This is a genomic window from Streptomyces sp. B8-7 (assembly GCF_058833805.1).
The window spans coordinates 960,145-973,882 of sequence record NZ_JBYRRL010000001.1 but is presented as its reverse complement, the minus strand read 5'-3'; the positions used below and the strand labels follow the sequence as shown (position 1 = coordinate 973,882).

Below are 13,738 nucleotides of genomic sequence, written 5' to 3'. Positions count from 1 at the left end.
CGGGGACGCCGGAGGCGGGGCACAGGGTGACGCGGGGGGCTCCGGTTGCCGGTGGGGCGGCGGTGGAGGCGGGCTCGCCGCCCTGGGGTGCCGTATCTGTCTGCGATATGTTTTCCCTCGTCGACGGGTACGGGTGCACTGCGGAGGCAAGCGGAGGCAAGAGGACGCCGGCAGGAGGACGACACCGGCCGGGTGCGACAGCACGGGAGAGGGATGTGACGGCGAGACCACCCCAGCCGTATGCGGCGCCGCCGCGGCACGTCCGCCGCCCCGCGGCGGCCCCCGCCAGGGTCTCCCCCGCCCGCGGCGCCCTGCGTGACGCTCTCGCCCTGGCCGCGCTGCCGCTCGTGCTGGCCGTGGCGCTGCCCGCCTCGTTCGCGGGCGGCGGTACCCGGCGCTGGTTCGGCGGGCGGGCCGAGAGCCAGCGGGCGCAGGCGCAGGCCGCGAAGGACGACGCGGCGGCCGCGTTCTACGAGCTCGACACGGCCCAGCGGGACCTGCGGATCTCGATCGAGACCATCACAGCGGTCGACGACAGCCCGGCCGCCCGGCGGGCCACCGCCGGCTTCGCGGAGCTGGGCCACCGCATCGACGAGGCCAGCCACCGGTACATCCAGGCCGTGGACGCCCATGACCTGGACCGCGACGACCTGGAGGCGTCGGCCGCGGCCCGCGCCCGCACCGAGCTGACCGCGGCCAAGGACGAACTGGGCCGGGTCAAGCAGGACCTCGACCGGTTCGCCCAGAGCCTCGGCCCGCTGCTCGGCAAGGCGGAGACCCAGCTGGCCCGGGTCGCACCCGCCCTGGAACGGGCCCGGCAGGCGCTGCGGTCCGCTTCCGAGGCGCTGGACTCCGTACGCGGCTCCGGGCTGCGCGCGGACGGCCTCGCCGCCCGGCTCGCGGCGCTCGCCCCGGAGCTGACCCTGCTCAACCAGGGCGCCGGGCAGCACGGCGTGCCGCAGACCCTGGAGCGGGCCGAGCGGGTGTCCCGGGAGGCCGGGGCGATCCGCGCGGAGGCCGAGCGGCTGCCGGAGCGGGCCGCCGAGATCGACCACCGGCTGGTGTCGCTGCGCACCCGTGCCCAGGCCCTCACCACGCGGGCCGGACAGGTCGAGCCCGTGCTCAGCGAACTGCGCCGTCGCTTCACCGCCGCGTGCTGGCAGGACCTCCAGCAGGTGCCCGAGCGGGCCGGGGAGCACGTCCGGCAGGCCGAGCGGAAGCTGGCCGAGGCGCGGACCGCGCGTGACGAGCAGCGCTGGGCGGACGCGACCGCCCTGCTGTCGACCGTGCGGGTGCTGCTGAACAGCACCGACGAGGCCGTCTCGGCGGCCGGTGACCGGCTCACCCGGCTGAACGCGGTACAGAAGGACCCACAGCAGGAGGTCGAGCGCACCCGGTTCGCGATCCGGGACGCGCAGCGGCTGGCCATGACCGGCCGCACCACACCCGACCCCCGGCACGCGCGGCCGCTGGACGAGTCGGTGGCCCGGCTGGAGCGGGCCGTGGACACGCTCCAGGGGCGCCACCCCGACTACTGGCACTTCCTGACCGAGACCGAGGCGGTGCGACGGAACGTGGCGCGGGTCGTGGGGCAGATCCGGGAGGAGCGCGGAGCCGGGCACTGAGCCGGGGACCGGCCGCCGGGGACCGCCGGGCAGCGCGTTCGCCGTCGCCGGGAAGGGGCGGGGAGGCGTGGCCCCCGTCCGGCGGGTGCGGCGGCGGCGTGGCCGGCCGCGCCGCTCCCCGCGCCCCCGGGCACGGCCCCGCGCCGCACGGGCCACAGCGTGCAGGGCGGCATCCCAGTCCGGCGGGTGCGGCCGCGGCGTTGGCCGGCCGCACGGCTCCCCGCGCCCCCGGGCACGGCCCCGCGCCGCGCCGCAAGGGCCGGGGCGCGGGTACGGTCTCGCCGGTGCGGTGGGGTGGGGGCGTTTGCGCGGGTGGGCGGGCGGGGCGGATATTGGGGAGTGGTACGGCCTGCGCTGGCACCGCGCGCCCAAGGGAGGCGGACATGGCCACACACACGCTCCACTCCGGATCGCGCCGACGGATCAGGCTCGACGAGCACCTTCCCGTGGACCACCGGCTGAGCCGGGTCTACCGGGTCGGGGCCGGGCTGATGGGCCTGGCACTCATCGTGTTCGGCGTCCTGGGGCTGACGAACAACATCGGCTTCTTCGACACGGGCGGGGACACGGTCGCCGGCCTCAACACCAACGGCGCCCTGAGCGTGGTGTCCCTGTGCGTCGGCGGACTGCTGTTCGTCGGCATGGTGATCGGCGGCAACTTCGCGTCCACGCTGAACATGACGCTGGGCGTGCTGTTCATCCTCAGCGGCTTCGTGAACATGGGCCTGCTGGAGACGGACTACAACTTCCTCGCCTTCGAGATCCAGAACGTGCTGTTCAGCTTCGTCGTCGGGATCGTGCTGCTGTTCTTCGGCATGTACGGCCGGGTCGGTTCCGCCCTGCCGCACGACAACCCGTACTGGCGGGCCCGGCACGGCGAAACGGGGGGCGGGCAGGCGCGTGGCGGGCAGCCTCCGGGGGCCGAGCCCCCCTCGTCGGCCGTACCACCGCCCTCGTCGGCCTCGTCGGCCTCGTCGACGGGACGGCTCCCGCAGAGCTCCCCGCCGCCGGAGGACGCCGGTTAACCTGTGCGCATGCCTCGCTACGAGTACCGGTGCCGCACCTGCGGAGACACCTTCGAACTGAACCGCCCCATGGCGGAGTCCGCCGCCCCGGCGTCCTGCCCCGCCGGACACGCCGACACGGTGAAGCTGCTGTCGACCGTCGCCGTCGGCGGCACCGCGAGCACTGCCGCACCCGCGCCGCCCGCCGCGGGAGGGGGCGGCTGCTGCGGCGGAGGCTGCTGCGGCTGACCGACCCCCTGGCCGGGCCCGGCCGTCGCCCGGCCGGCCTCCTGGCCGGGCGGACGCCGGGCCGGGCGGACGCCGGGCCGGGTCCTGCCCCGGAGCACGGACGGGCCCGCCCCCCTACGGCGTTCCGCCGCGGGTCGCCTTCAGGAGCTCCCGGATGATCCGCTCCCCGGCCAGCGCGCCCCGCTCCGGCAGTGCGGTGACCGTCGGCGCGGTCCAGCCGGCGTCGGCCAGTTCACCGTGGCCCGGGCGCCAGGCGCGGTCGGCCACCAGCAGCAGGTCCGCGTCCAGCAGGGAGTCACCGGCCGTCAGCGTCAGTCCGGCGCCCGTCCGCCGGGCCACCTCGCGCACGGCCGCGCTCTTGGTGAGCGGCTTGGGGACGGCGTAGAGCTTGCGGCCCTGCAGGGAGACCGTCCAGCCGCGGTTCTCCGCCCACGCGGCGAGTTCCTTCACCCACTCCTCGGGCAGCAGCTCCCGCTCCACGACGAGGTACGCGAACAGGTCCTCCGCGACGCGGTGCTTGCGGACCCAGGACGGGTCCGCGGAGTCCTCCAGATGGGCGCGGACCTCGGCGAGCGGGGCGCACTGCGCGGCCAGCCGGGCCGTGACGGACGCGTGCCAGTCACCGTCGGAGACGCCGTCGACCAGGAGGTGCCCGCCGTTGGCGCAGATCGCGTACTCCGGGACCGGGCCGGGCAGGTTGATGCGCTGGTACTGCTTGCGGGTACGGGTCGTCGTCGGCACGAACACCGCCGCGTCGCCCAGCTCCGCCAGCAGGTGCGCGGCGGTCTCCGTCAGATACGACAGCGGCCTGCTCTCGTGCACCTCGACGCACAGCAGCCGCGGCGCCCGCGCGTCCGGCATGGTCAGTGCGAGGGCCGCCGAGGAGTAGATCAGCGTACGGTCCAGATCGCTCGCCACCAGCACCGGCATCAGAGCGCCACCGCCTTTCCGTCGGCGCCCGTGGCGCCGCGCGTGTACTTGGGATGGATCAGCCCGACACAGGTGTAGGGCAGTTCGGCGACCTCCTCGACGGGCACGCCGCGCTGCCCGGCGAGCAGCCGCACGTGGTCGAGGTCGGCGCCCGCCCCGGCGCGGGCCAGGATCTTCCAGGGCACCCGGCGCAGCAGCACCCGGGTGGTCTCCCCGACACCGGGCTTGACGAGGTTGACGTCGTGGATGCCGTACTCCTCGCTGATCCGCTCGACGGCCGCCCAGCCCTCCCAGGTCGGGGTGCGGTCCTGCGCGGCGAGTTCCTTCACCGCGCGGTCCACGTCGTCGGCCACCTCAGGGAAGCAGGCGGTGACCGCGTCGAGGAAGCCGTTCGAGACGTCCGCTCCGGCGAGGTCGCGGTAGAACTTGGCACCGTGGTAGTCGTCCGGGCCGACCAGGTCGGACCTGAGCACTGTACGCGAGATCAGGCCGGACACGGTGGAGTTGAGGCAGGCGGACGGGATGAGGAAGTCCTCGCGGGTGCCGTAGGTGCGCACGCAGGAGCCGGGGTCGGCGAGCACCGCGATCTCCGGGTCGAAGCCGGCCGCGCCTCCGGCCGCCTCGAACTCCGCTATCGCGGCGGCCAGTTCCCGGGTGATGGCGCCCTTGCCGGTCCAGCCGTCGACGAACACGACGTCGGCCGGGTCGTGGTGGGCGGCCAGCCAGCGCAGCGCGTTGGCGTCGATGCCGCGGCCGCGCACGATCGACACCGCGTAGTGCGGCAGATCCAGGCCGTGCCGGTACTCCGCCCAGCGGCGCATCAGCACGCCGACGGGGGTGCCCGCGCGGGCCAGGGACACCAGGACCGGGCGGCCGGCCGGGGCGGCCGCGGCGGGCCGGGAGCGTTCGGCCAGGACGAGTCCGGTGACCGCGCCGACCGCCTGGGCGAGCCGGGCCGCGGACGCGTCCAGCGCGGTGCGGAACAGTTCCTGGTACTGCTCGCTGGGCTGGTACTCCACGGGCAGCGACTCGGCGTAGTGCGCGCCGCCGCCCTGGATGGCCTCCTCGCGCTCCTCGACCGGCGCCTCCAGCGTGACCTCGGAGAGGTCCTGGAGCAGCCAGCCGACCTCCTCGGGCGCGTAGGAGGAGAAGGCGGGGCCGCGGAGGGGCGCGGGCAGCATGGCGGGTCCTTCGGCGGGAGCGGCGGACGGGCGGACGGACGGACGGGCCGCCGGGCGGGTGAGCGGGCCCGCGGGCCGCCGGGCAGAGGCGGGTGCGGGTACCGGCGGGAGCACGGCGACGGGTGCGGGCGCGGCTGCGGCGGGGCGTGCGGCCCCGGGTACGGCCGCGGGTACGGCCCCGGGTACGGCCGCGGGTACGGCCGCGGGTACGGCCCCGGGTACGGCCGCGGGTACGGCCGCGGGTACGGCCGCGGGTACGGGGACGTAGGACGGGACGACGGCGAGCAGGACGCGCGGGGTGTGGACCGCGAGCCGGGCCAGCAGCCCCCCGGGGGCGTGCAGTTCGGGGGTGTCGGCGGCGGAGTCGACGACGGCGACGACGGCGTCGAAGCCGGCGCCGGCGACGTTGTAGGCGTAGCGCTCGCCGGGGCCGTCGGCGGGCCCGTCGTGGGCGGGGAAGACCAGCCGGGTGCGGATCGCGTAGCCGGGGTCGTCCACGGCCAGCACGGGTGAGCGGGTCGTGGTGGAGAACCGCACCTGAGCCGCGGGCAGCAGCCGCTCCAGTTCCCGGGCGAGGCGGAGCGGGACGTACATCAGCTCCTCGAAGCCGAGGACCAGCACGCGGCGCGCGTCACCGGGCAGCGCCCCGGCCAGCCGGGCGGCCATCGTGGGCAGCTCGGCCTCCAGCCGGGTGCGGTGGGCGGGCGTGAAACCGTGCCGTCCGCCGTCGGGCAGGCCGTCCGGCCAGCGCAGGTCCACCCGGGCGGCGCCGGAGCCGCCGACGAGCGCGTGCGTGGCCGTACGCGGCTCCGTGGCCGCCGTACGCGACTCCCCGGCCGTACGCGACTCCGCGACCGTACGCGGCCCGGCGGGCGTACGCGGCTCCGCGACCGTACACGGCTCCCCGGCCGTACGCGACTCCGCGACCGTGCACGGTCCGGCGGGCGCAGTGGCCGCAGGGCCGGGGTCGTGCCGGGCCACGAGGGCCTGGCCCTTCTCCAGGACGCCCTCCGGGAGCGTCACGGTGCCCGAGGCGGTGGCCACCAGGTCCACGCGGACGCCGGTCTCCCGCGCGAAGTCCTCCAGCCGGCCCGCGTCCGCCGCGGACCGCATGTCGACCAGGGCGGCCACCACGTAGTGCCGTCGCGGATGGCTGCGATGCAGGTCGCGGATGGTGTTGAGCACCGTGTTGCCGGTGGAGAACTCGTCGTCGACCAGGACCAGCGGGCCGTCCCCGGCCAGCAGGTCCGGATCCTCGGGCAGCAGCAGGTGGGAGGTGGCGTGGGAGTGGGACTCCTCGAAGCCGCCCGCGCGGACGGCGCCGGTCACCGGGCGGCGGGTGGAGTGCAGATAGGGGGCGTGGCCGAGGCCGTCGGCGACGCAGTGGCCGAGGCCGGTGGCGGTCTCCGCATAGCCGAGGACGACCGCGCGGGCCGTCTCCCGCTCGCCGAGCAGTGCGCGCACCCGGCGGCCCAGGGCGAACCCGTGGCCGTGGACCACGGACGGCGCCTGCGGCACGTGCTTGCCGAGCACGTGGGACACCAGCAGGTGCGCGCGCTTCGGGTTGCGGCGCAGGGCCAGTCCCAGCAGTTCCGGCAGACGGTCGTCGCCGGCCAGCCGGACCCCGAGCCGCTCGGCGACCCAGGTCCCGGACCAGACGTCCACACCGGCCGCGCCGTCCACACCGGCCGCGCTGCCGGCGCGGCCGGCGCCGGCCGCGCCGTTCACGCCGGCCGCAGCGTCCGCGCCGGCCATGCCGTTCGCGCCGGCCGCGCCGTTCGCGCCCTCGTTCTCCGCGTTGTTCATGTGATCCCGTGTGTTCCCGTCGTCCGGTGTGATCCCGTGGTGCCGCGCACGCGCGTCCTGTCGTCCCGCGTTCGGGTGGCCCCGCGTTCCCGCGTGCTCAGCCGGGGACTCCGGCGGCCAGCAGCTCGACGAAGCCGACGTCCTCGCGGGCCACGCCGAACGCCTCGGCGCGCAGCAGGGTCCGCTCGGCCCAGGCGCGGTGCGGCTTCACCTCGTTCATCTTGTTGGTGTACGCCGACCGCAGTACACCCCCGCCGAGCCGTTCCGGGCGCAGGATGTCCTGGGCGTCGCTGTACTCCTCGTGGCTGACGACGGACAGCGCGTGCACCGGCAGCACGTGGGAGGGGTGGATGCAGGTCTTGCCGATGAGGCCGTTGGCCCGGTCCAGGGCGATCTCGCGGAGCAGTCCGTCCATGGCGTGCTCGATCAGCCGCTCGCGCAGTTCCTCGGCCTGGCCCGCCAGGAAGGGGCTGTGCCGCAACTGCGGCTTGAACATACGCTCCTGCACGCGGAAGTACTCCCAGACCGGGCCGGTCACGGTGAAGCCCGTGCCGTCGGCGCGGCCCAGCATGTTCACCACGTCGGCGATCACGGAGGCCACGATCTGTACGTCGTAGGCGGTCATGTCGGGACCCCGGCGCAGGCCGTAGGAGGAGCAGAAGTCGGTCACGCCCAGGCGCAGCGCCAGAACCCGGTCCCGGTACTTGTCGACGGCGCGGGCGATGCCCTCGAGGGTCTCCACCCGGGACTCCCGGTAGAGCAGCTCGGGCGACTCCAGCACGGGCATCGCGAACAGCCGCCGGGCGCAGGCCGCTTCGGCGGCGCCGAGCGCCTCCAGGAAGGGGATGCCGCGTTCCTCGGTGAACTTCGGCAGCACGAAACCGGACAACAGCCGCACGGCGGGGCCGATCCGCTCCACCAGGTCGGGAATCTGCTCGGGTGTGCGGACGCGGACGAAGAGCAGCGGCGGGTCCGCGGCGAGGGGTTCGCGGGCGGCGAGCGCGGCGAACTGGCGGACCAGGTTCTCCTCGGCCTCCGGGACGTCCGCGTCGTCGATCGAGTCCTCCAGGCACAGCACCATGGAGACCACGCCGCGGGCCGCCTGCTTGACGATGTCGTCGGCGAGCCGGGGCCGGGTGGCCGGGCTGTACAGCGTGGCGCCGAGGGCCGTGGACAGCAGCCGGGCCGGGGAGTCGACGGTGAACGCGCTCGGCTCCCGGTGGAACAGGCGCTGCCGCACCTCGGGGGCGATGTGCCCGAAATGACGCATGGAGCTCCCCTGGGTGTCGGATGGGTCCGAGAGACGGATGTGAGTGGCCGGTAATAGTACGTAGGAGTCCATGTCCGGGGTTCCCGCCGGGCATGAATTCGAGGTAACGCGGATGCGCACGGACGGCCGAAGGCCGTCGTCCCCCCGCATTGTCGTGGCCAGGACCGAGAGGGCAGGATGACGGCATGACGCACGCGATGCTGAAGGGGTCGAACGTCCCGCTCAAGGCCACCACGGTACGCGCCGTGCTGCGCTGGACCTCCGGGCCGGGGGTGCCCGACGTGGACGCCTCGGCGCTGCTCCTCGGCCGGGACGGCCGTGTGCGCTCCGACGAGGACTTTGTCTTCTACAACCAGCCCCGGCATCCGTCCGGGCACGTGTGGCGGCTCGGCAAGAAGCGCGGCCCCGAGGGGCTGACGGACACGATCCAGACAGATCTGGCCGCGGTCGAGCCGGGGGTCGGGCGGATTCTGCTCGTGGCTTCGGCGGACGGGGTGACCTTCGACCAGGTGCGGTCACTGCGGATCTCGCTGTTCGACCCGTCGGACGGCGCGGGTGACGCGCTCGCCTACTTCGACATCACGCCGCAGACGGGGCGGGAGACCGCGCTGATCTGCGGTGAGCTGTACCGGCGGGGTCAGGGGTGGAAGTTCCGGGCGCTCGGGGAGGGCTACTCGGACGGGCTGCGGGGGCTGGCCACGGACTACGGGATCTCGGTGGACGAGTCCGAGGGGGAGGTGCCGGACGGTGAGGCCGGGGAGACCTCCGCTGCGGCGTCCGTGCCGGAGGTGGCCCAGCCGTTGCCTCCGGAGGCACCCACCGCCGCGGTGCCTCGGCAGCCGGAGGGCGCGGGGGGCGCGGCGGGGACGCAGCCGGCGTACGGGTACCCGCCGGCGGGGGGCGCGGGGGCGGGGCCCGGGTACGGGTATCCCCAGCCCGTGGGGGCACCGGCGGGAGGGGCGGTGCGGTTGCCTCCTCAGGGGCCGCAGTTCGTGGGGCGGTAGTCTCCGGGGGCCTGCCGTCTGCTGGTGCGGCCGCGCCGTGACCTGTCGCGCCGTTCCCCTCGCCCCCCGGGGCATCACCGACGGCGGCGCACGAGGATCGGCACTGATCGGCCGGACAGCGACCCCGCGCGTGGGCGGGCACCGCCGCGCCGTGACCTGTCGCGCCGTTCCCCGCGCCCCGGGGCATCACCGTCGGCCGCGCACGAGGATCGGCACTGATCGGCCGGACAGCGGCCCCGCGCGTGGGCGGGCACCGCCGCGCCGTGGCCTGTCGCGCCGTTCCCCGCGCCCCCGGGGCATCGCCTGCGCCCCGGCCTCGGGGGCGGCCCACGCCCCCACACGCAGCGGTCTGCCCGGGCACGAGTGCGGCCACGCCGTGGCCTGTCGCGCCGTTCCCCGCGCCCATTACCTTCTTCGTAGAGCCCGGTTCGGGCTCGTGGCCTCCGGGGCCGCGGTCTGGCGGCAGGTGGGGCGGGGTCAGGTCTTGGTCTTGTAGCCCCGGCCCCACTGGAGGCCCCAGCCGTAGAGACGGTCGAGCTCGGCCTGGAAGCCGTAGACGAACTTGACCTCGCGGCGGACCACGATCTCGTCCTTGACGTTCTCGATGAGGACGATGGCGCAGGAGCGGGCCTGGGGGTGGCGTTCGTCGAGGCTGATCTCGACGCGGGGGCCGTTGGTGGGGTAGAGGGTGACGATCGCGTGGGTGCGGTCGAAGGCGGGGGTCTGGTCGTAGATGTAGGCGAAGACCAGCAGGCGCTTGAGGTGCTCGCGTTGGTCGAGGTTGACGTACATGGTCTCGCCGGAGGCGGAGCCGAAGCGGTCGTCGCCGCTGAGCTTGACGTAGGGCGGGGCGTTGACGTCGCCGAGGTAGCCGCCGAGGGGCTGGACCACGCCCTTGGTGCCGTCCTGGAGTTCGTAGAGGCAGCCCAGGTCGAGGTCGACGTTGACCATGCTCTGGCTGTGGCCCATGACCTCCGGCGGCTTCAGCGCGCGGAAGGGATGCCGCAGCAGGCTCTCGCGCTGGGGGCCGCCGATGTCGGACGTGCGCATCCGCCAGGAGAGGTTGATGCGCAGATGGCCGGTGGCGGCGCCCTGCTTGGTGAGGGAGACCTGGCTGTGCCGTTTGGTCAGCTCGATCGCGTTGGATGCCGCGCTTCCCGAGTCGAACTGTTGGTCCCGCCCGCGCCAGAGCCCGTCGAGCAGCCCCATGTCCCGCCCCCTGTGAGTTCGTCGAAGACCGGCGGGGCGGCGCCGAGGACCCGGTCCTCGACACCGCCCCGCTCGAAGCGTTCCTCACCCGTGAGGGTGTCACACCCCCGAGGGCACCTCGGTGCGTTCGTCCGAGCCCGCCTCGCCGTCGGCGGCCGCGAGAGCGCGGTTGCGGCGTACGGAGGACCAGAAGGACCAGGCGATGAGGACGACGCCGATCAGACCGGTGACGATCTCGCTGATCTCGTACCGGATGGTGACGAGGAGGATCGCGGCGAGGGCGCCGATGGCGTAGTGGGCGCCGTGCTCCAGGTACACGTAGTCGTCGAGGGTGCCCTGGCGGACCAGGTACACGGTGAGCGACCGGACGTACATGGCGCCGATGCCGAGGCCCAGGGCCATCAGGACGATGTCGTTGGTGATGGCGAAGGCGCCGATGACGCCGTCGAACGAGAACGACGCGTCGAGGACCTCGAGGTAGAGGAACATGAAGAACGCCGCCTTGCCGGCCAGCAGGGTCGCGGAGCGCGGCCTTCCGGCGCGCTCGGCCTCCTCCTCGGCCTCGTGCTCACGCTCCTCCTCCTCTTCGAGGCGGTCCTCGAAGAAGCCGGACAGACCGCCGACGACCATGTACGTGATGAGGCCGGCGATGCCGGAGAGCAGGACCGTCTCCGCCTTGTCCGCGTGCCCGGCGTGCAGGTGCGCCTGGGTGGCGAAGGTCATCGACGTGACGAGCAGGACGATCAGGGCGACGCACACGGACAGCATGTCGATCTTGCCGAGCTTGGCGAGAGGACGCTCCAGCCAGGCCAGCCACTTGATGTCCCGGTCCTCGAAGATGAAGTCCAGGAAGATCATCAGCAGGAACATGCCGCCGAAGGCGGCGATCGACGGGTGCGCGTCGGTGACGAGCTGCTGGTAGCGGTCCTTGTCGGTGAGGGCGAGGTCGACCGCCTCCAGCGGCCCCATCTCGGCGCTGACGGCCACGATGACGACGGGGAAGACGAGCCGCATGCCGAAGACGGCGATGAGCACGCCGACGGTGAGGAAGATCCGCTGCCAGAAGGCATTCATCTTCTTCAGGATTCCGGCATTGACCACCGCGTTGTCGAACGACAGCGAGATCTCGAGGACCGAGAGGATCGCCACGATACCGAAGGCGGTCCACCCCCCGTAGAAGACCGCCGCGACCAGGCCGAGCGCGGTGACCGCGAACGACCAGCCGAAGGTTTTCAGAACCACTGGCTACCCAATCCTTAAGGGGGTCCCCCCAAGCGAAGCTTGAGGGTGTTCCACCCCCGCACCGCACTCGGCTTTACGAAACGTTGACTCCGAAGTCTAGAGCGATGCCCCGCAGGCCGGACGCGTACCCCTGCCCCACGGCCCGGAACTTCCATTCGCCCTGGTAGCGGTAGAGCTCGCCGAAGATCATCGCGGTCTCGGTGGAGGCGTCCTCGCTCAGGTCGTAGCGGGCGAGCTCGGCGCCGTCGGCCTGGTTGACGACACGGATGAACGCGTTGCTGACCTGGCCGAAGGCCTGGCCTCGCTCGTCGGCCAGGTGGATGGAGACCGGGAAGACGATCTTGTCGCACTGGGCGGGGACCTGGTACAGGTCGATGATGAGGGACTCGTCGTCGCCGTCACCCTCGCCGGTGAGATTGTCGCCGGTGTGCCGCACCGAGCCGTCCGGGCTGGTGAGCTGGTTGTAGAAGACGAACCACTCGTCCCCGAGCACCCGGCCGCCGCTGCACATCAGGGCGCTGGCGTCGAGGTCGAAGGGGGCTCCGGTGGTGGAGCGCGCGTCCCAGCCGAGCCCGATCATCACCTGCGTGAGGTTCGGTGCGGCCTTGGACAGGGAGACGTTTCCTCCCTTGGCGAGCGTGACGCCCATGTTGCTGATCCCTCCCCGTGTTGATGCTGTGGTGCCGGACGCCGCGGCAGCCGGTGCCGCGGTGTCTGTCCTGCGCGTCCGGCGCCGCACACGAGCGGTGCGGCGCCGGACGGAGACCTCGAACGAACGGCTCAGACGTTGACGCCGAAGTCCTGCGCGATGCCGCGCAGGCCCGAGGCGTAGCCCTGGCCGATGGCGCGGAACTTCCACTCCGCGCCGTGCCGGTAGAGCTCGCCGAAGACCATGGCGGTCTCGGTGGAGGCGTCCTCGCTCAGGTCGTAGCGGGCGATCTCGGAGCCGCCGGCCTGGTTCACCACGCGGATGAACGCGTTGCGGACCTGGCCGAAGGACTGCTGGCGGTTCTCGGCGTCGTAGATGGAGACCGGGAAGACGACCTTCTCCACGTCGGCCGGGACGCCCGCCAGGTCGATCTTGATCTGCTCGTCGTCGCCCTCGCCCTCACCGGTGAGGTTGTCGCCGGTGTGCTCGACCGAGCCGTCCGGGCTCTTGAGGTTGTTGAAGAAGATGAAGTGCTGGTCGCTGATGACCTTGCCGGTGTTGTTCAGCAGCAGCGCGCTGGCGTCGAGGTCGAAGTCGGTGCCGGTCGTGGTGCGCACGTCCCACCCCAGACCGACGATGACCGCGGTGAGGCCGGGGGCCTCCTTGGTCAGCGATACGTTGCCGCCCTTGCTGAGGCTGACTCCCACGACTCCTCCATTGGTGTCCAGGGGCGCGGTGCCCCGTCGTGCGTCGGTATCGGATCAAACGACTCGATCCTAGTGACGGGTTCCCGACCTGCGCAGGTGCGGGGCCGAAGAATCAGAGGGTGTCGAGCGCGGAGACGTACTGGTCCAGGTCACGGGCGTCGGGGAGACCGTTGACGACGGTCCAGCGGACCACGCCTTCCTTGTCGATGACGAAGGTGCCGCGCACCGCGCAGCCCTTGTCCTCGTCGAAGACGCCGTAGGCGCGGCTGACCTCGCCGTGCGGCCAGAAGTCGCTGAGCAGGGGGTACTCCAGGCTCTCCTGCTCGGCGAACACGCGCAGGGTGTGGATGGAGTCGTTGGAGACGGCGAGCACCTGGGTGTCGCGGTCGGCGAAGCGCGGCAGGTTGTCCCGCACCTCGCACAGCTCGCCGGTGCACACGCCGGTGAAGGCGAACGGGTAGAAGAGCACGACGACGTTCTTGTCGCCGCGGAACTCGGAGAGCCTCACGGTGCGGCCGTGGTTGTCCTTGAGCTCGAAGTCCGGTGCCTTCTCGCCGACCTGGATGGCCATCTCGGGCGGTTCCCTTCGGTAGCTGTTCGGGTGGAGGCCAGCCTACGAGGCGAAGCGGCCGGGCCGGCGCAGGGGCCGGGCAGCGGGCGGACCCGGCCGGCACCGGCCGGGACGGCCGGGACCGTCGGGCAGGACCGTCGCAGAGAACCGGCCGGCAGGGCCTGCGGTCGTCCCTGCCGGCCGGGCCGGGAGCGTGCGGCGGACCGGGAGGGCCTGGCGGGCCGGGGTTCGCGGGGGCCGGGGGCACACGCGGCCGGGGGACGCGGGGCGGCCGCAGGGCACGCTCGACGG

At 73.4% G+C, this 13,738-nt stretch carries 12 protein-coding genes; 4 read left to right on the top strand and 8 right to left on the bottom strand.

Annotated elements, in window-relative coordinates; translation table 11 throughout:
* Positions 1-215: 215 nt before the first annotated feature.
* The 3 genes from AC5K6T_RS04045 (at position 216) to AC5K6T_RS04035 (ending at position 2,878) form a co-directional block, all read left to right on the top strand.
* Positions 216-1,625, top strand: a complete 1,410-nt coding sequence (locus AC5K6T_RS04045; RefSeq protein ID WP_493205681.1) for a coiled-coil domain-containing protein — start codon at positions 216-218, stop codon at positions 1,623-1,625.
* A 383-nt stretch (positions 1,626-2,008) separates the two neighbouring features.
* Positions 2,009-2,650, top strand: a complete 642-nt coding sequence (locus AC5K6T_RS04040) for a DUF4383 domain-containing protein (RefSeq protein ID WP_493205679.1) — start codon at positions 2,009-2,011, stop codon at positions 2,648-2,650.
* 9 nt (positions 2,651-2,659) lie between these two features.
* On the top strand, positions 2,660-2,878 hold the full coding sequence (locus tag AC5K6T_RS04035; RefSeq protein WP_493205677.1) for an FmdB family zinc ribbon protein: 219 nt from the start codon (positions 2,660-2,662) through the stop codon (positions 2,876-2,878).
* A gap of 114 nt (positions 2,879-2,992) precedes the next feature.
* Here the strand turns inward: AC5K6T_RS04035 and AC5K6T_RS04030 are convergent, their stop codons facing one another.
* From AC5K6T_RS04030 to AC5K6T_RS04020, 3 genes are all read right to left on the bottom strand, one after another.
* Positions 2,993-3,808: an HAD family hydrolase gene (locus AC5K6T_RS04030; RefSeq protein WP_493205675.1), complete on the bottom strand. Its 816-nt coding sequence runs from the start codon at positions 3,806-3,808 to the stop codon at positions 2,993-2,995.
* Positions 3,808-6,744 (bottom strand): phosphoribosyltransferase, encoded by a 2,937-nt coding sequence (locus AC5K6T_RS04025; protein ID WP_493207323.1) that lies wholly within the window; start codon positions 6,742-6,744, stop codon positions 3,808-3,810. The genes AC5K6T_RS04030 and AC5K6T_RS04025 overlap by 1 nt, the downstream gene beginning before the upstream one ends.
* Positions 6,745-6,892: 148 nt before the next feature.
* Positions 6,893-8,065 carry an HpcH/HpaI aldolase/citrate lyase family protein gene (locus tag AC5K6T_RS04020; RefSeq protein WP_493205673.1) on the bottom strand — a complete coding sequence of 391 codons (1,173 nt, stop codon included), beginning with the start codon at positions 8,063-8,065 and terminating at the stop codon, positions 6,893-6,895.
* A 185-nt stretch (positions 8,066-8,250) separates the two neighbouring features.
* On the opposite strand from AC5K6T_RS04020, the gene AC5K6T_RS04015 reads away from it, so the two are divergent.
* Positions 8,251-9,069 (top strand): TerD family protein, encoded by an 819-nt coding sequence (locus AC5K6T_RS04015; protein WP_493205671.1) that lies wholly within the window; start codon positions 8,251-8,253, stop codon positions 9,067-9,069.
* A 477-nt stretch (positions 9,070-9,546) separates the two neighbouring features.
* On the opposite strand, the gene AC5K6T_RS04010 is transcribed toward AC5K6T_RS04015, so the two are convergent.
* The 5 genes from AC5K6T_RS04010 to AC5K6T_RS03990 all read right to left on the bottom strand — a co-directional run bounded on the left by AC5K6T_RS04010 (position 9,547) and on the right by AC5K6T_RS03990 (position 13,447).
* Entirely contained in the window at positions 9,547-10,278 is a 732-nt protein-coding gene (locus AC5K6T_RS04010; RefSeq protein WP_493205669.1) for a TerD family protein, read from the bottom strand.
* A gap of 99 nt (positions 10,279-10,377) precedes the next feature.
* Positions 10,378-11,520 carry a DUF475 domain-containing protein gene (locus AC5K6T_RS04005; RefSeq protein WP_493205667.1) on the bottom strand — a complete coding sequence of 381 codons (1,143 nt, stop codon included), beginning with the start codon at positions 11,518-11,520 and terminating at the stop codon, positions 10,378-10,380.
* Positions 11,521-11,593: 73 nt separating this feature from the next.
* Positions 11,594-12,169: a TerD family protein gene (locus AC5K6T_RS04000; RefSeq protein ID WP_493205666.1), complete on the bottom strand. Its 576-nt coding sequence runs from the start codon at positions 12,167-12,169 to the stop codon at positions 11,594-11,596.
* A gap of 131 nt (positions 12,170-12,300) precedes the next feature.
* Entirely contained in the window at positions 12,301-12,876 is a 576-nt protein-coding gene (locus AC5K6T_RS03995) for a TerD family protein (RefSeq protein ID WP_493205664.1), read from the bottom strand.
* 112 nt (positions 12,877-12,988) lie between these two features.
* Positions 12,989-13,447: a peroxiredoxin gene (locus AC5K6T_RS03990; protein ID WP_493205663.1), complete on the bottom strand. Its 459-nt coding sequence runs from the start codon at positions 13,445-13,447 to the stop codon at positions 12,989-12,991.
* Positions 13,448-13,738 lie beyond the last annotated feature (291 nt).

Coding starts and splice junctions, on each gene's coding strand:
- AC5K6T_RS04040 (WP_493205679.1), top strand. CDS start 2,009: ATGGCCACACACACGCTCCACTCCGGATCGCGCCGACGGATCAGGCTC.
- AC5K6T_RS04035 (WP_493205677.1), top strand. CDS start 2,660: ATGCCTCGCTACGAGTACCGGTGCCGCACCTGCGGAGACACCTTCGAA.
- AC5K6T_RS04030 (WP_493205675.1), bottom strand. CDS start 3,808: ATGCCGGTGCTGGTGGCGAGCGATCTGGACCGTACGCTGATCTACTCC.
- AC5K6T_RS04025 (WP_493207323.1), bottom strand. CDS start 6,744: ATGGCCGGCGCGGACGCTGCGGCCGGCGTGAACGGCGCGGCCGGCGCC.
- AC5K6T_RS04020 (WP_493205673.1), bottom strand. CDS start 8,065: ATGCGTCATTTCGGGCACATCGCCCCCGAGGTGCGGCAGCGCCTGTTC.
- AC5K6T_RS04015 (WP_493205671.1), top strand. CDS start 8,251: ATGACGCACGCGATGCTGAAGGGGTCGAACGTCCCGCTCAAGGCCACC.
- AC5K6T_RS04010 (WP_493205669.1), bottom strand. CDS start 10,278: ATGGGGCTGCTCGACGGGCTCTGGCGCGGGCGGGACCAACAGTTCGAC.
- AC5K6T_RS04000 (WP_493205666.1), bottom strand. CDS start 12,169: ATGGGCGTCACGCTCGCCAAGGGAGGAAACGTCTCCCTGTCCAAGGCC.
- AC5K6T_RS03990 (WP_493205663.1), bottom strand. CDS start 13,447: ATGGCCATCCAGGTCGGCGAGAAGGCACCGGACTTCGAGCTCAAGGAC.